Genomic DNA, 20,940 nt, shown 5'->3' with positions numbered 1-20,940 from the left:
TGGGGGCATGAACCCTGCTGAGGAGATCCTCGACATCGTCGACGAGAACGACCAGGTCGTCGACCGGTCCCCGCGCGGCGAGGCGTACGCCCGCGGACTGCGCCACCGCTGTGCGTTCATCGAGGTCCGGGACGCGGCCGGCCGGCTCTTCGTGCACCGGCGCACGGCCACCAAGCTGGTCTTCCCCGCGCTGTACGACATGTTCGTCGGCGGGGTCGTCGGGGCGGGCGAGTCCTACGACGAGGCGGCGCTGCGGGAGGCCGAGGAGGAGCTGGGCGTGAGCGGGCTGCCGCAGCCGGAGTTCCTCTTCAAGTTCCTGTACGACGACGGGGCCGGGAACAGCTGGTGGTCGGCGGTGTACCAGGTGCGCTGCGAGCTGCCGGTGCGGCCGCAGGCGGAGGAGGTCCAGTGGCACGGTTTCCTGCCCGGGGAGGAGGTCGAGCGGCGGCTGGCCGAGTGGGAGTGGGTGCCGGACGGGCGGGCGGCGTACGAGAGGCTGAGGGCGTTCCGTTCCGGCAGGTGAGGGCCGGTGGGACGCCGGTAGGGTCGACGGCGTGAGCGAATTCGTACGGAACTTCCGGCTGTGGTTCGCGCCGGAGCTGGTGCGGGACGAGGGGGCCACGCCCGACTACCGGTTCTCGCTGGCCAACGAGCGCACGTTCCTGGCCTGGCTGCGGACCGCGCTCGCGCTGATCGGCGGCGGATTCGCGGTGGACCAGTTCCTGCCGGACCTGCGCTGGGCCTGGCGGGTCGGTCTCGCGCTCGCGCTGCTCGGTGCCGGTGTGCTGTGCTCCCTGCGCGCGGTGAACCACTGGGTGCGCTGTGAGCGGGCGATGCGGCGCGGCGAGGATCTGCCCGCGTCCCGGTTCCCGGCGGTGCTGAGCCTGGTCGTGGCGGTGGTGGCCGTCGCGATGGTTGTCGTGGTGCTGCTCGGATGGGCGGGGTGAGCGCGGGCGGGCGCGACCCGGGGCTGCAACCGGAGCGCACCCGGCTGGCCTGGCGTCGTACGACCCTGTCGGCCGCCGTGACCGCCGTACTCGCCGTCAAGACCGCCCTGCACGGCGGCGCCTCGGCCACCGGCCTCACCGTCTGCGCCCTGTGCTGCCTGCTCTTCCTGGGCTTTCTGCGGGTGGCCCACCACCGGATCCGGGCTCTGGCGACCGGCACCCGCCCGCCCGTCCTCGCGCCCCGGCACGCGACGGCGGCGGTGCTGTACGCGGTGGGCCTGGTGGTCTGCGCGGTGCTCCTGGTCGTCTAGGGTCTGTCCGACCCGCGCCGCACGCCCGATTTGACCAGCTATGCACCTATCGCGCGTAGCCTGTGCGTCGTCAGGACTCCGACCCGAAGGCAAGCGCCATGACCACCCTTCACCAGGAACACACCGATCACAGCACGCACCGCCACGGTCCGGACTGCGGGCACTGTGCCGTGCGGCACGGCGACCACCTGGACTACACGCACGACGGGCATCTGCACCGCGAGCACCAGGGCCACTGGGACGAGTGCGAGCCCGCCGGGCACACCGTGCACGAGGGCCATGAGCATGTGCACCACGACGAGTGCGGCCACGCCCAGGTGCGGCACGGCGACCATGTCGACTATCTGCACGACGGACACCGGCACGCCGAGCACGGGGACCACTGGGACGACCACTGAACCCCGTCGGCCTATCGTGGCTCCGGTCACGTTTGGCCTTGTGTTGGGCGCGCGCACTGGACGGCATACCGACCGGTCGGCATCATGAACGGGTCGTGTTCACCCGTTCGTAGGAGTGCCGTATGAGTGTCGACCACCCGCCCGGACTCGACCTGGACCGGCTGCGCGCCCTGCTCGACCGCGAGCGCCCCGGTCTCGTCACCGGCCCGCTGACCGGCCGGCTGATCGAGGGCGGACGGTCGAACCTCACCTACGCGGTCTCCGACGGCACCGCGAAGTGGGTCGTCCGGCGGCCCCCGCTCGGCCATGTGCTGGCCACCGCGCACGACATGAAGCGCGAGCACCGCGTGATCAGCGCCCTGCACCCGACCCGGGTGCCGGTCCCCCGGCCGGTGCTGCTGTGCGAGAACCCCGAGAACCCCGAGGACGAGGAGGCGCTCGGGGCGCCGTTCTACGTCATGGAGTTCGTCGAGGGCACCCCGTACCGTACGGCGGACCAGCTCGCCCCGCTGGGCGCCGAGCGCACCCGGAACGCGGTGCTGTCCCTGGTGGACACGCTGGTCGAGCTGCACGCGGTGGACCCCGCCGAGGTGGGCCTCGAGGACTTCGGCCGGCCCGAGGGCTTCCTGGACCGCCAGCTGCGCCGCTGGGGCAAGCAGCTGGACGCCTCCCGCAACCGGGACCTGGCCGGCATCGACGAACTGCACGCGGCGCTCGGGCGCGAACTGCCCACCTCCCCCGCACCCGCCGTCGTACACGGCGACTACCGCCTCGACAACGTCCTGATCGGTGACGACGACCGGATCAAGGCCATCCTCGACTGGGAGATGTCCACCCTCGGCGATCCGCTCACCGACCTGGGCCTGCTGGTGATGTACAGCCGGCCGCTGGAACTGCCGAACTCCCCCATCTCCACGACCGCTTCGGCCGCGGGGCACCCCGCCCCCGCCGAGCTGATCGAGCGGTACGCCGCGCGTTCGGGGCGCGACGTGTCCGCCGTCTCCTGGTACACGGCGTTCGCCTGGTTCAAGCTCGCCGTGATCCTGGAGGGCATCCACTACCGGTACACGCTGGGCCAGACGGTCGGGCGCGGCTTCGACCGGATCGGCGATCTCGTGCCCGTCTTCATCGACCACGGACTGACGACTCTTCAGGAAGGCTGATCCATAGATGGACTTCGCGTTCGACGCGCGCACCGAGGAACTGCGCGCCAAGCTGCTCGCCTTCATGGACGAGTACGTCTACCCGGCCGAGCCGGTCGCCGAGGAGCAGCGGGCGCGGCTCGCCTCCCCCTGGGACACCCCGGCCGTGGTCGAGGAGCTGAAGGCCGAGGCCCGTGAGCAGGGCCTGTGGAACCTCTTCCTGCCCGACGCGGAGTACGGCGCGGGGCTGACGAACCTCCAGTACGCGCCGCTCGCCGAGATCACCGGCCGCTCCCCGCATCTGGCGCCCACCGCGACGAACTGCGCCGCGCCCGACACGGGCAACATGGAGGTGCTGGCGCAGTTCGGCAACGAGCAGCAGAAGAAGCAGTGGCTGGAGCCGCTGCTGGCCGGCGAGATCCGCTCGGCGTTCGCGATGACCGAGCCGGAGGTGGCCTCCTCGGACGCCACCAACATCACCACACGCATAGAGCGGGACGGCGACGACTACGTCATCACCGGCCGCAAGTGGTACATCTCCGGCGCGATGAACCCCGACTGCACGATCTTCATCGTGATGGGCAAGACGGACCCGGACGGCGCCGACATCCGCCGCCAGCAGTCCATGGTCCTGGTCCCGCGCGACACCCCGGGCGTGACCGTCAAGCGCGCGATGCAGGTCTTCGGCTACGAGGACCACTCGCACGGCGGCCACGCCGAGGTGATCTTCGACCACGCGCGCGTGCCGGTGACCAACCTGATCGGCGAGGAGGGCGGCGGCTTCGCCATCGCCCAGGCCCGGCTCGGCCCCGGCCGGATCCACCACTGCATGCGGCTGATCGGCATGGCCGAGCGGGCGATCGAGCTGATGTGCCGCCGGGCGGTGTCCCGTACGGCGTTCGGCAAGGCGCTGGCCCAGCAGGGAGTCGTCCAGAACTGGATCGCCGACGCGCGGGTCACCGTCGAGCAGCTGCGGCTGCTGGTGCTGAAGACGGCCTGGCTGATGGACACCGTCGGCAACAAGGGCGCCCACACGGAGATCCAGGCCATCAAGATCGCCACCCCGCGCGCGGTGGTCGGCATCCTGGACCGCGCGATCCAGCTGCACGGCGCGGGCGGCGTGAGCCAGGACTTCCCGCTGGCCGAGCTGTACGCCAGCGCCCGCACCCTGATGCTGGCCGACGGCCCGGACGAGGTGCACCAGCGGTCGCTGGCGCGGCGGGAGTTGAAGAAGTACCTGTAAAGGAACACAGGTAAGGGGCGGTCACCCTGGGCGACCGCCCCTTACCCGGCACAGCGGGACGAGGCTACGGCCGCAGCGCCCGCAACAGCAGGTCGGCGAGGTGGTCGGCGACCTGCTGCGGGGTGAGCGGGCCGTCCGGGCGGTACCAGGTCGACAGATGGTGGACGGAGCCGAAGTGGTAGTCCACGATCAGGTCGGCCGGGGTCGCCGTGGAGAAGACGCCCTCCTTCTGGCCCTCCTCGATCAGCGCGCGGAACCGTTCGTGGTAGCGCCGGCGCTCGGCGCGGACCTGCTTGCTCTTCTCCGGGCTCAGATGGTGCATCGAGCGGAAGAAGATCATCGCGTCGTCGAGGTTCTCGATCGTCGTGACGACCACGTCCGCCGCCGCGCCCCGCAGACGCCGCTCGACCGGCGCGTCCATGTCGGCGAAGCGGTCGAGCCGCTCCTGCTGGAGGCGCAGCACGCGCGCGTACACCTCGTGCAGGAGGTCGTCCTTGGAGCCGAAGTAGTGGTACAGCGCCCCCTTGGTGACGCCTGCCGCCTCCACGATCTCCTGCACCGAGGTGCGGTCGTAGCCCTGCTCGGCGAAGAGCCGGGTGGCGGCGGCCAGCAGCCGCTGCGGGACGGGTGTCCCGTCCCCGTCCGTCGTCCTGGGCACTGCCGCCACCTGCCTTTCCGTGATGCTTATCGATGGTCACGCGCGCGGGAACGCAGTTCCCGACGGAGGATCTTGCCACTCGCCGTCTTGGGCAGGTCGGGCAGGATCTCCACCTGCCGCGGGTACTTGTAAGCCGCAAGTCTCTCCTTGCAGTACACCGCGAGTTCATCCGGGTCCGTCTCGGCGCCCGGACGCAGGCTGATGTACGCCTTGACGGTCTCGCCACGATAGCCGTCGGGGACACCGACGACGGCCGCCTCGCGCACCGCCGGGTGGGTGTACAGCACGTCCTCGACCTCACGCGGCCACACCTTGAAGCCGGACGCGTTGATCATGTCCTTCTTGCGGTCGACGACGTACAGCCAGCCCTGCTCGTCCATGAAGCCGATGTCGCCGGTGCGCAGCTCGCCGTCGGGGAAGGTCTCGGCGGTGGCGTCCGGGCGCCGCCAGTAGCCGGGGATCACCTGCGGGCCGCGTACGGCGATCTCGCCCTGCTCCCCGAACGGCACCTCCTCGCCCTGCTCGTCCACGATCCGCACAAGCGTGTCGGCGCCGGGCAGGCCCACCGACAGCGTCCCGGAGACGGGGTCCACGGGCGCCTCCAGGCCGGGCGGGACGGAGGCACAGGGGGCGGTGCACTCGGTGAGGCCGTAGCCGACCCGGATGTACGGCCCGAAGCGCTCCCGGAACCCCTCCACCAGGGCCGGCGGCACGGGGGCACCGCCCGAGGAGATGTTGACGAAGGAGGCGAAGTGCCCGGGGGTGACGTCCGGGTGGGCGGCCAGTGCCATGAAGGCGGTGGCGGGGCCGACCGTGTAGTGCGGGCGGTGCTCGGCGAACGCCTCCAGGACGAGCCCGGGCTCGAAGCGGAAGGCGAGCACCAGGGTGCCCGCACTGTTCAGACAGGCGCCGAACTGGCAGACCATGCCGGTGATGTGGAACAGCGGCGCGAGCGCGTAGTACACCGGTGCCTCGGGCAGCCCGAGCCCGGTGCTCTGCCGCTCGGCGTTGTGCATGATGTTGGCGTGCGTGTTGGTGGCACCCTTGGGCGTGCCGCTGGTGCCGGAGGTGTAGCTGATCAGCGCGATGTCACCGGGACGCGGGTCACGCTCCTCGGGCGCCGTACCACCCTGCCGCGCGACGGCGACCAGGTCGTCGGCGTCCGGCGCCTGGGGCAGCCGCTCGAAACCCAGCACGCGCGCGTCGTTACGGGTTTGAAAGTCCAACTCACTCGCCGTGAGCACGATCCGCACCGGCGACCCGTCGGCCGTGTCCCGCAGATACGACTCCCAGGCCCGGTCGGAGCAGACCAGCGCGGTCACCTCGCCGTCCCGCAGGACGTGCCCCACCTCGGCCGACTTGTACATGGGGTTGACGGGGACGACGGTCGCGCCCGCCTTCCAGGCACCGAGGACGGCGAGCACGAAGTGCGGGGAGTTCTGCAGCAGCACGGCCACCCGGTCACCGCGCTCCAGCCCGCGCGCGGCGAGGTGGGCGGCGACGGAGTCGCTCAGCTCGTCCACCTCGCGGTAGCTCAGCCGGGCGTCGAAGTAGGCGAGGAAGGCGCGGTCGGGGGCCTCGGCGACGGCGGCGCGCAGGGCGTGCACCAGGGAGTCGGCGGGGTCGACGGGACCCCGCTGGGCGTCGTCGAGCAGCGCCAGCCAGGGCCGGTCGGCGTAACGGGACGGGCTCATCGGGCCTCCTCCCACTTCTGCTGGATGTGGTTCATACCGGCCAGCCAACGGTCCGGCGTGGCGGCGCGCGCCTGGTAGTACCCGGCCACCTCGGGGTGCGGCAGGATCAGGAAGCGGTCCTCCTCGATGCCCCGGAACAGGGCGTCGGCAACGGCGTCCGGCTCGATCGCGGTCGGCTGGAGCACCAGCTCCCCGGCGCTGCCGGTCGCGGCCAGCATGTCCGTACGCACGCCCTGCGGGCAGATCGCGTGCACCTTCAGACCCCGGTGGCGGTACGTCAGCGACAGCCACTCGGCGAAGGCGTAGGCGCCGTGCTTGGTGACGCTGTAGGAGGGGGCGCCGATCATGGTGAGCAGCCCGGCGGCCGACACGGTGGACACGAACCGTCCGCTGCCGCGCTCCAGCCAGTCGGGCAGCAGCTCATGGGCCGCGCGGACATGCGCCATGACGTTCACGTCCCAGGACACCGCCCAGGGCTTCTCGTCGAGCGGCCCGCCCGCGCCGCCGTCCTCGAAGGCGACGCCGGCGTTCGCACAGTAGACGTCGACGGTGCCGCCGAGCGCCTCCCGGGCGTCGGCGACGATCGCGGAGGCGTCACCGGGCACGGCGATCCCGCCGATCTCCTCGGCGACCGCCTTCGCCCTCTCCGTGTCCAGGTCATTGACGACGACCCGCGCCCCTTCGGCGGCGAACCGCCGGGCCAACGCGGCCCCGATCCCCCCGCCCGCCCCCGTGACGACCACTCCCGCATCCTGCACGGCTTCCACCATCGGTCTCCTTCGACACGACTTCGCGCGGCGCGCATCGGCTCTGATCGGGCCAGACTAACCAGTCGGTATGTGTGAGGGAAGGGCGACTGTCCCAACCTCATCCCATGCATCCGCCCCGACGGAACCTCCTGGCATCGGCCACGATGGCCGCCGTTCCGACCAGCCCGCACCACCGCGAACACCTCCACACCGGCTTCGAAAGACTCACAGACGACGGCTACGCCCTCCTGAACGGCCGGCGCGTAGAGGTCGCGACCAACCCGACGGAGTACATCCGTCAGCCCGAAAACGGTCGGACTGGTACGACGCCGCCGCGCTGCCGTGGGTGCCGCCGAGCCCGAACATGCCGACCCCGGACACGGCCCTCGTCCCGGGATCGCACTGCTGGTGACCGCGAAGAAGGTCTGGGACGGGTTCGCCTGGCGGCCGGACAACTGGATCGACGGCTCACCGGTTCCGCCCGGGTGCGCACGGTGATCGACGCGGGGGCGACCACCGACGAGGCGACCGGCGCCTGGCAGGACGAACCGGCCGCGTTCCGGCGGACTCGAAAGGAGTATCTCCTCTCCAGGTGAAGCGCGGTGTATGGCCAACGTTGTCCCGGAGCAGGACGATGCGTCCGTGACGCATCGTCACGCATCGTTTCCGGGGCGACGAGGGAGCCCGGCATGGCGGATCCTGGGATGAGCGTGACTCCCTACTGGGAGCTGACCTTCGACGCGGACGGGGACGTGGACGGCCCCGAACGCGACCGGCTGGTGGCGCAGGTCACGGAGCAGCGCGTCCGTGACCTGATCGTCTTCGCCCACGGCTGGAACAACGACCGTTCGGGCGCGACCGCGCTGTACCGCCGTTTCTTCGCCCCGATCCCGGGGCTCGTACCGCAGGCCCGCATCGGGTACGTGGGCGTGATCTGGCCGTCGATGATGTTCAGCGACCAGCCGATCCCGGACTTCCCGAGGACGGCCGCGGCCGCACCGACGGCGGCGCTGGACGCGGACAACCGGCGGGCTCTGGTGGCGGTCTTCCCGGACCGGGCGGACCTGATCGACCGGCTGGCCCGGATGCTGGATGAACGGCCGGACGGCGCCGAGGGGTTGGCGGAGTTCGGGCGGCTGGTGCGGCAGCTGATCGACGGGGAGCGGCAGACCGGGGTGGCCGACACGGAGGAGGAGGGCGAGCCGGGTGTGTTCACCGAAGACCCGGCGACGGCGTGCCAGGAGTTCGCCGAGGCGCTCGCGGCGGTGCGGTCGTCCGGCACACCGGGCGGGGGGCCCGAGGCGGCCGAGGGGTTCAGCATCCCGAACCCCTGGGACGGCGCCAAGGAGCTGCTGCGGCAGGCGGCGTACTACACGATGAAGCGGCGCGCCGGGACGGTCGGCGAGCAGGGACTCGGGCCGGTGCTCGGCAGGCTGGCCGGCGCGGCGCCCGGGGTACGGGTGCATCTGGCCGGGCACAGCTTCGGCGGCCGGCTGGTGTCGTTCGCGCTGCTCGGACTGCCCGACGGGGTGCGTACGGTGAAGTCACTGACGCTGCTCCAAGGCGCCTTCTCCCACTACGCGTTCGCGGAGCGGGTGCCGCAGGCCCCGGACAGGTCGGGGGCGCTGAAGGACCAGCAGCGGCGGATCGACGGGCCGCTGGTGTGCTGCTACTCGCACTTCGACCAGGCGCTCGGCACGTTCTACCCGCTGGCCTCCCGGCTCTCCGGGGACGACCGGACGTGCCTGGGCCGCGAGATCGCGGCCGTGCTGGGGCCGCAGTGGGGTGCGATGGGACACGACGGGGTGCAGGCGGTGCCGGGGACCGCACAACTGGACCTCGCGGCGGCGCTGAACGGATCGCTGCCCGCGTCGGGGTGCGTGAACGTCGACGCGGCCGCGGTCGTCTGCCACGGCGGCCCGCCGACCGGGGCGCACAGCGACATCCTGCACCCCGAACTGGCGAGGGTGATCCTGACGGCGGGCCGGATCACCTGAGCCCGGCCCGCCGTCCATGTCGATTCACCGATGTGAGGTGTACTCCACCACCTGCTGGAAGGTCGGCCGGTTCTGCCAGCTGATGTTGTAGTGCTTGATGCCGCCCAGGGTGCGCTGGACGATCGAGTCGGCGCACCACTGGTCGCCCGCCGAGCACAGGGAGTCCCCGGGGTAGACCGTCGACGCGCTGGTGCCGGCCGCCGTCTTCAGGGTGCTGATCAGGATGTCCCGGCAGGAGCCGAGGTCACCGCCGCCGCAGTACTTCTCGGCGAGCCCGCCCTGCACGTTCTCCCCGAGCACTGCCCGGATGTCCTTGTCGACATAGCTCCACCAGCCGTACTGGAAGGAGCTTCCGGCGTGCGAGCCGGTGGGGCCGTGTCCGGCGGACGGGGCCTCGTCGACCGACAGGTTGCTGCCGAGGTCGGTGTACAGGTCGCTGCCGAGCCCCGGTTCGAACTCCGCCTTGACCAGCAGCGGCCACCAGGAGTCCAGGATGCGGATCGCGTCGGCGTTCGCGTACGTCTTCGAACCCGCGGAGGTCTCCGTGCGCTTGGCGCCCGCGGTGACCCAGGCCTGGAGCTTGTTCACCGCGTCGGCGGCCGTGGAGTCGGTCACCGGCGAGGAGTTGATCACCTTGAGCAGCTTCGGCAGCACGTCCTCGGCGCGCAGGTCGGCGAGGGCCGCGTCCGCCATGGCCTGCGCCAGCTTGGTCCGGGTCACCCCGCCGGCCGCGACGAGCTTCTTCACCCGGCCCTCCAGCAGATTGCCGCGGTGCACCGAGCCGTCGCCCCAGGACGCGGTCGTGTAGTCCTTGGCCTGCTTGTTGTTCCAGGAGACGTAGTAGTCCTGGTCGACGGAGTTGGGGTGGGCGGAGGCCGGGGTGTAGTCGGCCGTGTTGGTGGCCGGGTCCCAGTTCCGCCACTCGTACGCCGGCTGCGCCCAGACCGGGAACTCGGCGTCGACGCCGGCGGCCCGGACCGGGTTGTCACCGCTGTTGTAGTACGCGGTGTGCTGGGAGTCGGCGTAGAACCAGTTGAAGGTGTAGTTGATGTGCTGGGCCGCGCTCTGGAAGTCCTTCGGGCCCTTGACGAAGCCAGGGTCGTTCAGCATCTGGAAGCCGATGATCGAGTCGGCCTCGTGCAGATACGACGAGCGCAGGGTGGTGTAGGCGACCTTCTTGCCGCCGACGGTCGCGCGGTACTCCACCGGGCCGTACTTCGTGCGCCAGGCCCGCATGGTGTACGACCCGGCCGGGGTGCTGTCGGCCGTGGTCGGCGACCAGGCGTTCTTCTGCTCCACCTTGTCCATGGCCGTGCACGTGCCGTGGTACAGGTAGTGGTAGTCGTCCTGGCACAGCTCGACGGCGTAGGTGTCGATGATGTCCTGGCCGGAGGTGGTCGCCGACCACGAGTAGTCCTGGCCGCGGCCGAGTTCGACGTACATGCTCAGGCCCGCGAAGGAGGCGCCGCGGGCGCTGATGCCCGGGCCCTGGATCTCCTGGAGCATGAGCAGCTGCGGGGCGAAGTACCCGGTCTGCGGTCCGAAGACGGCGATCGGATGCCCACTGGCGGTGTACTTTCCGCTCACCACAAGGGCGTTGGACATCCCGCGGTGGGCCGAGCTGAGTGTGGTCTTCGCGGCGCCGGCGGAGGTGCTCTTGGCGGCCGCCGTGGCCGCGCTGCCCGTACGGTCGTAGACGAGCGGTTCCTGGGTGACCGAGCCGGCGTCGGGCAGGGCCTGGCCCTGGGCGGTGTCGGGCTTGCCGCCGTAGGGGAAGCTCTCGCCGTTGTGGACGGTCAGCACGGCCTCGGGATCGTTGCGCTCCCGGAAGGACTCCCAGACCCTGGTGCCCTCCTCGACCCCGTACTTGGCCTGCGCGGCCATGAGCGAGACCGCGTTGTTGACCTCGCCGCCACCGCCGGAGCCGAACAGCGAGCCGATGACGGAGGCCAGCGCCACCAGGTCGGTGATCTTGAAGTGGTCTATGGTGCCGGCGTTGGTGATCGCGTCCTTGTGGCCGGTCAGGACGTACTCGCCGGGGAAGTAGCGGCCGCTGTCGGAGGCGTCGATATAGGCGTTGATGCCGTCGAGGTAGGCGTTGGCGTCGGCGAGGGCCTGCTGCCCACGGGCGCCGTTCCTGGCCACCGCGTTGTCGATCTGCGCCTGGAGGTCGGCCTCGGTGTACGGCGCGTTGCGGTAGAACTCCTGCTCCAGGCCCTGGTTGGCGGCCGCGCCGCCGGCGAAGGAGGTGAGCTGGCCGCGGCCGACGTGCCGGAAGACGTCCATCAGCCACAGCCGGTCCTCGGCCGCGGCGAAACCGGCGCCGTACTCGGTGCCGTACCGGGTGGTGCCCGTGATGTGCGGCACACCGGTCTTCTTGTCCCGGACGATCGTCACGTCGCCGCGCCCGCCCGGGTTCTCGGTGGAGGCGACCTGGTCGGACGGGACGCCGAACGAGGAGTCGTTGAAGAAGTTGTTGATCGTGGCGTCGGTCAGACCCGAGTAGCCCTTGGCGAGGCCGGCGTACGGGCCGAGCTGGTCCTCGGCGTGCGAGGGCTGGGTGCCGAAGGCCTGGTTGAGCAGGATCTGGGCGAGCGTGGCGTTGCCGTTCTCGCCGGGCGGCAGGATGTCCGAGCACTGGCCACCGCAGTAGTCGTTGGACGCGGTGGCCGTGGCGGCGGACGCCGTCTGGGTCAGGGGAGAGAGAAGGCCGCCGACGAGGACGCAGATCGAGGCGGTCTTCAGGAACCTGGTGAAGGGGCGGGACGTTCTCAGTCTGTCAAGGGCGGTGCGTGGGGTTCGCCGTGGCATCGCAGCTCCTAGGCACGGGGGTGCGCGAACGTTACCGCCGGTATCCCCGAGTTTGAAGATGAACATGCGTCACTTTTTGGAGCCGGCACGAACGGCCAGGAAGCACGCGTGAGAAGAGCACGAGAAGAGATGGAGCCGAATCGCCTGTCGATACGTCTACTCGACGACGTCCGTGCGACGACGCCGAAGTGACCGAAGTACAGGTGCAGGTGTGACGGAGGTGCAAGGCGATGGCCGGTTTCCGGAGTCTGGCGAGACAGGTACGCGATCCGGACTGCGATCTGGCACTGCGGCGGTACTCACTGCGCAAGTGCCTTGAGAAGTTCGCCCCTTACGGGCATCGGGCGACCTGGGACCATCTGTGCTCCCGGGCGGGCTTCGGCCCCGAGGACCGCTCCCCCGACCCGGCGCGGCTCGTGGCCGCACTGGAGGAGCTGGAGGAGGCCCGGTCCGTCTGGCTCGCCTACGAGACCGACTTCACCGAGCGGCGCAGGAAGGAGAAGCACGACGGGCTGCGCCGGCCGGGCAGCGTGGACGACTGGCACCGGCTGACCTGGGGCGGCTTCGGGATCGCCTGGTGCGACGACCCTCGGGTGCACCCGCACGAGCCCCTGGCGGAAGTACTGCGCCGCCTGATCACCGCCCTGGAGCGTGAACCGGGCGCCCGCTGCCCGGTCTGCGGCGCGGACCGCCTGGCGTGGCGCCACGGCCTGGACCACGAACCGTCCTCCGGCCCGGTCTGCACGGACTGCGGAATCCTGGTCCCGCGGCCTGTACTGACCCCGCGGGCCCTGGAGTACGCGCGACGTGAGCGCTTGCTGATGTCGGCCTGAGTACAGGGGGTTTGCCTGGGGGTGCGCAGGGGGATGCCGCACCCCTGCTGGGGTGGGGCCCGCGCCTGGGCGGAGATCACGACGCTACCAGCCGCTAATCCGCTGGTTCCACCCGTTTCCGGCACGGAGAGTAGGACGCGATGAAACACGTCTGAGGGCCGTCAACGTGCCCTTTTCTCCGAGGAGTTGTGATGTCGACGCTCCGCGTCACCGCCGAAGTGCTGACCGTCCACGAGCATCCGAACGCCGACGCGCTCGAGCTGGCCCAGGTGGGGCTGTACCGAGCGGTCGTCGCCAAGGGCGCTTACCGCACCGGTGACACCGCCCTGTACATCCCCGAGCAGTCCGTGCTGCCGGCCGGGCTGATCGAGGAGCTGGGGCTGACCGGACGGCTGGCGGGCGGCGAGGCCAACCGGGTCAAGGCAGTGCGGCTGCGCGGCGAGCTGTCCCAGGGCATCGTGTGCCGGCCGAAGGCCCTGGCGGACGTCGACCTGGCGCGCGCGGCGGCCGAGGGCACGGACTTCGCCGAGCGGCTGGGCATCACCAAGTGGGTGCCGCCGGTCCCGCCGACCATGAACGGTGAGGTCGAGCCCGCCCCCGCGCTGCTGCCCTGGGTCGACATCGAGAACATCCAGCGCTACCCGGACATGTTCACCCCGGGCGAGCCGGTCGTCCTGACGGAGAAGCTGCACGGTACGGCGTGCCTGCTGACGTATGTCGCCGACGAGGGTCGGGCCCACGTCTCCTCGAAGGGCTTCGGCGCCAAGTCCCTGGCGCTGCGCGAGGATCCGCGGAACCTGTACTGGCGAGCGGTGCGCGGCCACGGCGTCGCCGAGGCGGCGGAGCGGCTCTGCGCACGGCTGGGCGCCACCCGGGTCGGCATCTTCGGGGAGGTGTACGGCGCGGGAGTGCAGGACCTGTCGTACGGCGCGGACGGCCGGCGGGACACGCTGGGGTACGCGGCGTTCGACGTGTCGGCCGAGATCGACGGCTCGGTGCGCTGGCTGGACGCCGCCGAACTGCTGGAGGGGGAGCTGCCGGTGGTGCCCCGGCTGTACGCGGGGCCGTACGACATCGAGCGGATCCGGGAGTTCGCGAGCGGGCGGGAGACCGTGTCCGGGCGGGGGCTGCACCTGCGGGAGGGCGTGGTGATACGGCCCGCCGTGGAGCGGTACAGCGCGGTGACCGGGGGCCGGTGCATCGCCAAGGCGGTGAGCCCGGCGTACCTGACGCGCAAGGGCGGGACCGAGTACGAGTGACCGGTTGTCCGGTGATGCCCGCGGCTGCGCGGGCATCACCGCCCCTCCGCGTACAGCCGTGACCCCACCCGCTGTTCGCCGAACCTGTCGTCCGGGTTGGACAGTACGCACGAGTCCAGGGACAGGCACCCGCAGCCGATGCAGTCGGTGAGGTGGTCGCGCAGACGATTCAGCTGTTTGATGCGTTCGTCCAGTTCCGAGCGCCACGTCTCCGACAGCCGCGCCCAGTCCTCGCGGGTCGGTGTCCGTTCCTCGGGAAGTTCGGCCAGGGCGTCCCGGATCGTGGCCAGCGGTATGCCCACCCGCTGGGCCGCACGGATGAAGGCGACGCGGCGCAGGGTGTCACGGTGGTAGCGGCGCTGGTTGCCGGAGGTGCGCCGGCTGCTGATCAGGCCCTTGGCCTCGTAGAAGTGCAGGGCGGAGACCGCGGCGCCGCTGCGCGCGGACAGCTGGCCGACGCTCAGCTCTTGGATCTTCTCGGGAATCTGGGGCACCCCTCCGAGACTACCGAGCCGATGGCATTGCACCCGTCGCGGTCCGTTGACAGGCGAGCCACACCCGACCATGCTAAGCAGTTGCTTAGAGACGCGAGCGAGAGGCCGGGAACATGGCAGAACCGAGGACCTTCACCTCCCCCGACGAGCTGAAGGCGGCCGTCGGCGAGCAGCTGGGTCACAGCGACTGGGTGGAGATCGACCAGAAGCGGATCGACCTGTTCGCCGATGCCACGGGCGACCACCAGTGGATCCACGTGGATCCGGAGAAGGCCGCCGCCGGGCCGTTCGGGACCACGATCGCGCACGGCTACCTCACCCTGTCGCTGCTGCCGCTCTTCGACCCGCAGCTGATCCAGGTCGAGGGCGTGAAGATGGGCGTGAACTACGGCACGAACAAGGTCCGTTTCCCCGCCCCCGTCCCCGTCGGCTCCCGGCTGCGCGCCACCGGGAAGATCACCGGTGTCGAGGACGTCACCGGGGGTGTGCAGGTGACGGTCGCCTTCACCGTGGAGCGCGAGGGCGGCGACAAGCCGGTGTGCGTGGCGGAGTCGGTCTCCCGGTACTACCTGTGACCCGGTGGGCGCCCTACCCGGCGCCCACCATCCGGAGCACGAGGTCGGCGTAGAGCGCGCCGACCTCCTCGGGAGTGCGCGGGCCGTTCACGTTGAACCAGCGGGCCACGTCGATGCAGAGCGAGAGCACGGCGAGCGTGGTGCCCTTGACATCCAGCACATGGAACTCGCCCGAGGCCACGCCGTCCTCGATGATCCCGCGCACCTCGGCGTCGACCTGGTGGCGCAGCGCGACGATCTCGGCGCGGGCCTCGGGGCCGAGGGCGTCGAGCTCGTACTGCACGACCCGGGCGGTGGTGCGCCGCCCGGCGTGCCAGCGGACGAAGGAGCTGACCGCGTCGGCAAGGCGCTCGGCCGCGGTGCCCTCCCGCCGCGCCGCCGTACGCAGGATGTCGAGGGCCTTGTCGTGGCCGATCCGGCTGATCCGGTGGAGCAGCTCTTCCTTGGTCTTGTAGTGGATGTAGAGCGCGGCCGGGCTCATGCCGGCACGGCCGGCGATGTCACGGGTCGTGGTCGCGTGGTAGCCGCGCTCGGCGAAGGCCTCCACGGCGGCGACGAGCAGCCGCCGGGCCGCGTCAGGGGTGACCTCTTCCCACGGCTCCATCTCGCCGCCGGTCGTCTCCTGCGCCGTACTCATCGCTCGCTCGCCCCTCTCGGTGACAGGAGCACCACCATACCGCCGAAGGTGAGCGGGCGCTTAGCGTGCCTGCTCAGATCTTCTCGAAGGGGTCGTGCTCGGCGAGGAGCTTCTCCAGTCGCGCCTGGTCGACCCGGCTCACGATCTGCCCCGCCTCCTGGCGGTCCCTGATCACCTTGGCGAGGGTGAAGGCGGAGGTGACGAGGTACAGGACCGCGATCGCGAGGAAGGCCCGGACCCAGGCGTTGGTGTCGAGCTGGTAGATACCGATGGCCGTGGCCGCCATGGCGATGGCGAAGGAGGCGACGGACTGGCCGTAGAACGCGGCCGTGCTCTGCTGCTTGACCGGTGTGTCACTCATGGGAAAGAGCATCGGCGGACGTGGCCCGCGCCACATCCGCACACATACTCAGATCGGCTACTCAGAACGCCGAAACCCCGGTCAGGGAACGGCCGATGAGCAGCTTCTGGATCTGGCTGGTGCCCTCGTAGAGGGTCATCACGCGGGCGTCGCGCAGGAGTTTGCCGGCCGGGTACTCGTCGATGTAGCCGTAGCCGCCGAAGACCTGCAGGGCGTTGTTGGCGGCGCGGACGGCGGCCTCGGAGGCGAACAGCTTGGCCTTGGAGGACTCGACGGCGAACGGCTGCCCGCGGTCGATCAGATCGGCGACCCGCCAGGTCAGCAGCCGGGCCGCGTCCACGTCGACCGCGATGTCGCTGATCAGCTCCTGCACCAGTTGGTGACGGGCGATGGGCTTGCCGAACTGCTCGCGCTCACCGGCGTACCGTACGGCCGCGTCCAGCGCGGCCTGCGCTATGCCGACACACCCGGCCGCCACCGACATCCGCCCCTTGGCGAGCGCCGACATGGCCACGGAGAAGCCCTTGCCCTCCTCCCCCAGCATCGCCGAGGCGGGCACGCGGACGTCCTGAAGGACGAGTTCGGCGGTGGCCTGGCCGCGCAGGCCGAGCTTGCCGTGGATGGTGCGGCGGGTCAGGCCGGGGGTGTCGGTGGGCACGAGGAACGCGCTGACGCCCTTGTGGCCGGGGGCGTCGGTGGAGCGGGCGAAGAGCAGCACGACGTCCGCCCAGGTCCCGTTGGTGATGAACATCTTCGTGCCGTTGATGACGTAGTCGTCGCCGTCGCGTACGGCCCGGGTGGTGAGGTTGCCCGCGTCGGAACCGGTACCGGGCTCGGTGAGGCCGAAGCAGCCGACGTACTCCCCTGAGGTCAGCCCCGGCAGCCAGCGGCGCTTCTGCTCCTCGTCCCCCCAGGCCGCGATCGTCTTGGCGACGAGCCCGAGGGAGACGGAGACGATCCCGCGGACGGAGGAGTCACCGCGGCCCAGCTCCTCGGTGACCAGGCAGTATGCGAGATGGTCGCCGCCGGAGCCGCCGTACTCCTCGGCGACGGTCAGCCCCAGGAAGCCGACCTCGCCGAGCTTCTTCACGATGCCCCGGTCGACCTCCTCGGCGCGGTCCCAGGCCACGACGTGCGGGGCGATCTCGCGCGCCACGAAGTCCCGGGCGAGCTGCCGTACGGCGGCCTGCTCCTCGCTCAGCTCCAGGTTCACCACGAGATCACCCCACACCAGACGGATCCACACCGGATCTTGAAAGCCGTACATTTAAATTAGCACTGCTAGTTTCTGTTCGCAGCCCTACTATGTGCGCCATGGCCCGACCGCGCAAGCCCCTCCTCAGCACCGACCGGATCGTCGAGACGGCCCGGGAACTCGTGGACCGGGAGGGCCTGGCGGCCGTCTCCACCCGCCGGCTCGCCGCCGAGCTGGGGGTGAGCGGGCCGTCCCTCTACAACCACTTCCGCACCAAGGACGAGATCCTGGAGGCGGTCGCGGACTCGGTGAGCGGGCTGGTGGACCTGGCGATGTTCGAGGACGGCCGGAACTGGCGCACCGCGCTGCACGACTGGGCCGTCTCCTACCGGGCCGCCCTGCGCGACCACCCGAACATCGTCCCGGTCCTCGCCCGGGGGCCGATGCGCCGTCCCGCCGCGCTCCGCCTCGCCGACGCCGTGTACGGCGCGATGGTCGACGCCGGCTGGCCGCCGGCCCAGGCGACCTCGATCGGCGCGCTGATGCGGTACTTCATCATGGGCTCCGCGCTCGGCTCGTTCGCCGGGGGCTTCGTGGACGACGCGAGCGCGTACAACCCGGCCGACTATCCCCACCTCGGCCAGGCCCACCTCCTCGCCGAGCAGCAGGAGAAGATCGACGAGCGGGCCTTCGAGACGGGCCTGACGGCGCTGCTGGACGGACTGACGCAGCAGTACGAGCAGGTCAGGCAGGGCGTGCAGCGATAATTCGGTGGGGGCCGAAGTGTCCGTACCGCATGCTGGGGGGCATGACCGCCAAGGATCCGCAGGCCGCCGGCCTCGCCGCGCTCGCCTCGCTCGTCGCCGACGAGACCCGGGCCACGTGTCTGCTGGCCCTCCTCGACGGGCGGGCCTGGACGGCCGGTGAGCTGGCCCGGCACGCGGGGGTCGCCGCGTCCACGCTCAGCGAGCATCTGGGCAAGCTGGTGGCCAGGGGCCTGCTCGCCGAGGAACGGCAGGGGCGGCACCGGTATGTACGGCTGGCCGACGCGCAGGTGGCCCAGCTGGTGGAGGATCTGGCCGCGCAGGTGCCTCCGGCGGCTGTGCGGCGGGCTCCTCGTACCCTGCGTGAGTCGAGTGCGGGGTCGGCCATGGCCCGGGGCCGCACCTGTTACGACCATCTCGCGGGACGTCTCGGGATCGCGGTCACGGATGCGTTGACCGGGCGGGGGCTTCTTCGCCAGGACACCGGGTTCGCGCTGACGGATGCGGGGGTGGAGTGGTTCGGTGCGGCGGGAATTCCCCTGGACCTGTCGGGCCGGCGCCCGCCGGCCCGTGCGTGCCTGGACTGGACCGAGCGGCGGCCCCATCTCGCGGGGGCGGCCGGGGCCGCGTTGTGCCGCCATGTGCTGGATGCGGGGTGGTGCGTGCGGGTGGGGTCGGAGCGGGCGGTGAAGGTGACTCCGTCGGGGGAGCGGGAGTTGGCGGCGCTGTTGGGGATCGCTCCGGAGGCCTTGCGCTGACCGCCGCGACGGCACCCCGTCCGATGTCCGCCAGCCACTGCACCGTCCCCTGCCTACCCTCGGGAGCATGATGAACGTCGACCACAGCCGTGCGCGGCTGCTTGCCACCGGTGCCGCCGTCGTCACCGTCGTCCTCTGGGCGTCCGCCTTCGTGGCGATCCGGAGTGCGGGGGAGGCGTACTCGCCCGGTGCGCTGGCGCTCGGGCGGTTGGCGTCGGGGGCCCTCGCGCTGGGAGTCATCTCGGGCATACGGCGGGAAGGGTTGCCCCCTAGAGCCGCCTGGCGCGGGATTCTGCTGTCCGGGGTGCTGTGGTTCGGGCTCTACATGGTCGTTCTGAACTGGGGCGAGCAGCAGGTGGACGCGGGTACGGCGGCCCTCGTCGTGAACGTCGGCCCGTTGCTGATCGCCCTGCTCGCTGCCCGGCTGCTCGGTGATCCGATGCCGCCGCGGCTGCTGGCCGGGATGGCCGTGTCGTTCGCGGGCGCGGTGACCGTCGGGCTGTCGATGTCCGGCGGCGGGGGCAGCTCCGTGCTCGGCGTGGCGCTGTGTCTGCTCGCCGCCGTGGCGTACGCCGGCGGGGTCGTCGCGCAGAAGCCCGCCCTGGGGCACGCAAGCGCGTTGCAGGTGACGACGTTCGGGTGTCTCGTCGGTGCCGTGGGCTGTCTGCCCTTCGCCGGGCAACTGGCGCACCAGGCCGCCCACGCGCCCCTGTCGGCCACCCTCTGCATGGTCTTTCTGGGCGTCTTCCCGACCGCGCTCGCCTTCACCACCTGGGCCTACGCCCTCGCCCGCACCACGGCCAGCCGGATGGGCGCGACGACGTACGCCGTGCCCGCGCTGGTGGTGCTGATGTCCTGGCTGGTGCTCGGCGAGGTGCCGGGCGTGCTCACGCTGACCGGTGGGGCGCTGTGTCTCGCGGGTGTGGCGGTGTCGCGGTCCCGGGCCGCCGGCGGGCGGGCCGGCCGCCGGGTCGCGGCCGCCGGGGACGAGCCGCGACCCGAGAAGGTCGGCTGAGCCTCAGAACACCACCAGCGCCCGGCCCCCCTTGCCCGCGAGCATGTTCTCGAAGGCGGCCGGGATGCCCTCCAGGGCGATGTGCTCGGTGACCAGGGCGGTCAGGTCCAGGCGGCCTTCGCGTACGTGCTCGGCGAGGACCGGGAGGTCGCGGGCCGGGTCGGTGTTGCCGTAGACGCAGCCGGACAGGGTGCGGCCCCAGTGGAAGATCTCCAGGGCGTTGAAGGTGACCTCCTGGTCCTTGCCGCCGATGCCGACGACCGTCGTACGGCCGCCCCGGCGGGTGGAGTCCCAGGCGGCGCGGATGGACACCGCGCGGCCGACGCACTCCACCGAGACGTCCACGCCCTGTTTGCCGGTCAGGGCGCGGATCTCGCGCGGGGTGGTGTCGGAGGCGAGGACGTAGTCCGTGGCGCCCGCCGCCCTGGCCAGTTCCTCCTTCTCCGCCGACACGTCCACGGCGATGATCCTGGACGCGCCCGCGATACGGGCCGACTGGAGGGTGGCCAGGCCGACCCCGCCCACGCCGAACACCGCGACGGTCTCGCCGGGGCGGACCTTCGCCGAGTGGTGGACGGCGCCGTAACCGGTGAGGACGGCGCAGCCGAGGAGGGCGGCGTCCGTCAGGGGTACGCCCTCCGGGAGCGGCAGGACGCAGGACGCGGAGACCACCGTCTCCTCGGCGAACGCGGCCACGTTCAGCCCGGGGTGGAGTTCGGTGCCGTCGGCGGTGCGGGCGTAGACATCGGCGGCACCGTTCAGGGCGTTGGCGCACAGCCAGACCTCGCCGAGTCCACAGGCGTGGCAACTGCCGCAGGAGGGCGCCCAGTTGAGGACCACGGGGGTGCCCGGTGACACATGGGTGACGCCCTCGCCCACGGCCACGACCGTGCCGGCGCCCTCATGGCCGAGGACGGCCGGGACCGGTACCCGCATGGTGCCGTTGGACAGGGACAGGTCGGAGTGGCAGACGCCGGCGGCGGCGAGGCGGACGCGGACCTGTCCGGGGCCCGGGTCCGGCAGGTCGATGGCGGTGATCTCCAACTGCGCGCCGATGGCGGGCAGGACGGCGGCTCGTACGGCCATGGGTCGCGTACTT

22 protein-coding genes and 1 pseudogene are annotated in these 20,940 nt (G+C 71.2%); 14 read left to right on the top strand and 9 right to left on the bottom strand.

What is annotated here, in order from left to right; genetic code table 11:
• Nucleotides 1-7: 7 nt before the first annotated feature.
• The 6 genes from ACH47Z_RS10140 (at nucleotide 8) to ACH47Z_RS10115 (ending at nucleotide 4,041) form a co-directional block, all read left to right on the top strand.
• Nucleotides 8-523 (top strand): NUDIX domain-containing protein, encoded by a 516-nt coding sequence (locus tag ACH47Z_RS10140; protein WP_399072583.1) that lies wholly within the window; start codon nucleotides 8-10, stop codon nucleotides 521-523.
• 31 nt (nucleotides 524-554) lie between these two features.
• Complete coding sequence (locus tag ACH47Z_RS10135; RefSeq protein ID WP_399072581.1) at nucleotides 555-947, top strand: YidH family protein; 393 nt, start codon at nucleotides 555-557, stop codon at nucleotides 945-947.
• Entirely contained in the window at nucleotides 935-1,258 is a 324-nt protein-coding gene (locus ACH47Z_RS10130; RefSeq protein ID WP_399072579.1) for a DUF202 domain-containing protein, read from the top strand. Before ACH47Z_RS10135 ends, ACH47Z_RS10130 begins: the two co-directional genes overlap by 13 nt.
• Before the next feature lie 98 nt (nucleotides 1,259-1,356).
• Nucleotides 1,357-1,656: a hypothetical protein gene (locus ACH47Z_RS10125; protein ID WP_399072577.1), complete on the top strand. Its 300-nt coding sequence runs from the start codon at nucleotides 1,357-1,359 to the stop codon at nucleotides 1,654-1,656.
• Nucleotides 1,657-1,778: 122 nt separating this feature from the next.
• Complete coding sequence (locus tag ACH47Z_RS10120; RefSeq protein WP_399072575.1) at nucleotides 1,779-2,819, top strand: phosphotransferase family protein; 1,041 nt, start codon at nucleotides 1,779-1,781, stop codon at nucleotides 2,817-2,819.
• A 7-nt stretch (nucleotides 2,820-2,826) separates the two neighbouring features.
• Nucleotides 2,827-4,041 (top strand): acyl-CoA dehydrogenase, encoded by a 1,215-nt coding sequence (locus ACH47Z_RS10115; protein ID WP_399072573.1) that lies wholly within the window; start codon nucleotides 2,827-2,829, stop codon nucleotides 4,039-4,041.
• Between the two features lie 64 nt (nucleotides 4,042-4,105).
• On the opposite strand, the gene ACH47Z_RS10110 is transcribed toward ACH47Z_RS10115, so the two are convergent.
• Genes ACH47Z_RS10110 through ACH47Z_RS10100 form a run of 3 tightly spaced genes read right to left on the bottom strand, consistent with a single transcriptional unit; the run spans nucleotide 4,106 to nucleotide 7,163 of the window.
• On the bottom strand, nucleotides 4,106-4,699 hold the full coding sequence (locus ACH47Z_RS10110) for a TetR/AcrR family transcriptional regulator (RefSeq protein WP_399072571.1): 594 nt from the start codon (nucleotides 4,697-4,699) through the stop codon (nucleotides 4,106-4,108).
• Nucleotides 4,700-4,725: 26 nt separating this feature from the next.
• The gene (locus ACH47Z_RS10105; RefSeq protein WP_399072569.1) at nucleotides 4,726-6,393 is read right to left on the bottom strand and encodes a class I adenylate-forming enzyme family protein; all 1,668 of its coding nucleotides are present in this window, start codon (nucleotides 6,391-6,393) and stop codon (nucleotides 4,726-4,728) included.
• Complete coding sequence (locus ACH47Z_RS10100) at nucleotides 6,390-7,163, bottom strand: SDR family oxidoreductase (RefSeq protein ID WP_399072567.1); 774 nt, start codon at nucleotides 7,161-7,163, stop codon at nucleotides 6,390-6,392. Before ACH47Z_RS10100 ends, ACH47Z_RS10105 begins: the two co-directional genes overlap by 4 nt.
• Before the next feature lie 277 nt (nucleotides 7,164-7,440).
• Between ACH47Z_RS10100 and ACH47Z_RS10095 the strand changes: the two are divergent.
• Nucleotides 7,441-7,738: pseudogene (locus ACH47Z_RS10095) on the top strand (hypothetical protein); the annotation flags it as partial.
• Nucleotides 7,739-7,831: 93 nt separating this feature from the next.
• Nucleotides 7,832-9,139 (top strand): serine-threonine protein kinase, encoded by a 1,308-nt coding sequence (locus tag ACH47Z_RS10090; RefSeq protein ID WP_399072565.1) that lies wholly within the window; start codon nucleotides 7,832-7,834, stop codon nucleotides 9,137-9,139.
• Nucleotides 9,140-9,163: 24 nt separating this feature from the next.
• On the opposite strand, the gene ACH47Z_RS10085 is transcribed toward ACH47Z_RS10090, so the two are convergent.
• Nucleotides 9,164-11,950, bottom strand: coding sequence for a penicillin acylase family protein (locus tag ACH47Z_RS10085; protein ID WP_399072562.1), 2,787 nt, complete (start codon nucleotides 11,948-11,950; stop codon nucleotides 9,164-9,166).
• A gap of 230 nt (nucleotides 11,951-12,180) precedes the next feature.
• Between ACH47Z_RS10085 and ACH47Z_RS10080 the strand changes: the two genes are divergently transcribed.
• Together ACH47Z_RS10080 and ACH47Z_RS10075 are read left to right on the top strand one after the other, a co-directional pair.
• Nucleotides 12,181-12,783: a hypothetical protein gene (locus ACH47Z_RS10080; protein WP_399072560.1), complete on the top strand. Its 603-nt coding sequence runs from the start codon at nucleotides 12,181-12,183 to the stop codon at nucleotides 12,781-12,783.
• Between the two features lie 191 nt (nucleotides 12,784-12,974).
• Entirely contained in the window at nucleotides 12,975-14,042 is a 1,068-nt protein-coding gene (locus ACH47Z_RS10075; RefSeq protein ID WP_399072557.1) for an RNA ligase (ATP), read from the top strand.
• 35 nt (nucleotides 14,043-14,077) lie between these two features.
• Here ACH47Z_RS10075 and soxR read toward each other — a convergent pair whose 3' ends face one another.
• Nucleotides 14,078-14,536 (bottom strand): redox-sensitive transcriptional activator SoxR, encoded by a 459-nt coding sequence (gene soxR, locus ACH47Z_RS10070; protein WP_399072555.1) that lies wholly within the window; start codon nucleotides 14,534-14,536, stop codon nucleotides 14,078-14,080.
• 113 nt (nucleotides 14,537-14,649) lie between these two features.
• On the opposite strand from soxR, the gene ACH47Z_RS10065 reads away from it, so the two are divergent.
• Nucleotides 14,650-15,111: a MaoC family dehydratase gene (locus ACH47Z_RS10065; RefSeq protein ID WP_399072553.1), complete on the top strand. Its 462-nt coding sequence runs from the start codon at nucleotides 14,650-14,652 to the stop codon at nucleotides 15,109-15,111.
• Nucleotides 15,112-15,124: 13 nt separating this feature from the next.
• Here the strand turns inward: ACH47Z_RS10065 and ACH47Z_RS10060 are convergent, their stop codons facing one another.
• From ACH47Z_RS10060 to ACH47Z_RS10050, 3 genes are all read right to left on the bottom strand, one after another.
• Entirely contained in the window at nucleotides 15,125-15,748 is a 624-nt protein-coding gene (locus ACH47Z_RS10060; protein WP_399072551.1) for a TetR/AcrR family transcriptional regulator, read from the bottom strand.
• Between the two features lie 73 nt (nucleotides 15,749-15,821).
• Nucleotides 15,822-16,109 (bottom strand): YiaA/YiaB family inner membrane protein, encoded by a 288-nt coding sequence (locus ACH47Z_RS10055; protein WP_225098346.1) that lies wholly within the window; start codon nucleotides 16,107-16,109, stop codon nucleotides 15,822-15,824.
• 61 nt (nucleotides 16,110-16,170) lie between these two features.
• Nucleotides 16,171-17,322: an acyl-CoA dehydrogenase family protein gene (locus ACH47Z_RS10050; protein ID WP_399073035.1), complete on the bottom strand. Its 1,152-nt coding sequence runs from the start codon at nucleotides 17,320-17,322 to the stop codon at nucleotides 16,171-16,173.
• 101 nt (nucleotides 17,323-17,423) lie between these two features.
• Between ACH47Z_RS10050 and ACH47Z_RS10045 the strand changes: the two genes are divergently transcribed.
• The 3 genes from ACH47Z_RS10045 to ACH47Z_RS10035 all read left to right on the top strand — a co-directional run bounded on the left by ACH47Z_RS10045 (nucleotide 17,424) and on the right by ACH47Z_RS10035 (nucleotide 19,841).
• Complete coding sequence (locus ACH47Z_RS10045) at nucleotides 17,424-18,071, top strand: TetR/AcrR family transcriptional regulator (RefSeq protein WP_399072548.1); 648 nt, start codon at nucleotides 17,424-17,426, stop codon at nucleotides 18,069-18,071.
• 41 nt (nucleotides 18,072-18,112) lie between these two features.
• A complete protein-coding gene (locus tag ACH47Z_RS10040) occupies nucleotides 18,113-18,826 on the top strand; it encodes an ArsR/SmtB family transcription factor (RefSeq protein WP_399072545.1) in 714 nt (237 codons plus the stop codon).
• A gap of 67 nt (nucleotides 18,827-18,893) precedes the next feature.
• A complete protein-coding gene (locus ACH47Z_RS10035; protein WP_399072544.1) occupies nucleotides 18,894-19,841 on the top strand; it encodes a DMT family transporter in 948 nt (315 codons plus the stop codon).
• 3 nt (nucleotides 19,842-19,844) lie between these two features.
• Here ACH47Z_RS10035 and ACH47Z_RS10030 read toward each other — a convergent pair whose 3' ends face one another.
• Entirely contained in the window at nucleotides 19,845-20,927 is a 1,083-nt protein-coding gene (locus tag ACH47Z_RS10030; protein ID WP_399072542.1) for a Zn-dependent alcohol dehydrogenase, read from the bottom strand.
• Nucleotides 20,928-20,940: the final 13 nt, after the last annotated feature.

Origin of the sequence: Streptomyces sp. NPDC020192 (assembly GCF_044388685.1) — a bacterium.
Lineage (GTDB): Bacteria > Actinomycetota > Actinomycetes > Streptomycetales > Streptomycetaceae > Streptomyces.
Note: the sequence above shows the minus strand (reverse complement) of the source record. Positions and strands in the feature narration are given on the sequence as shown.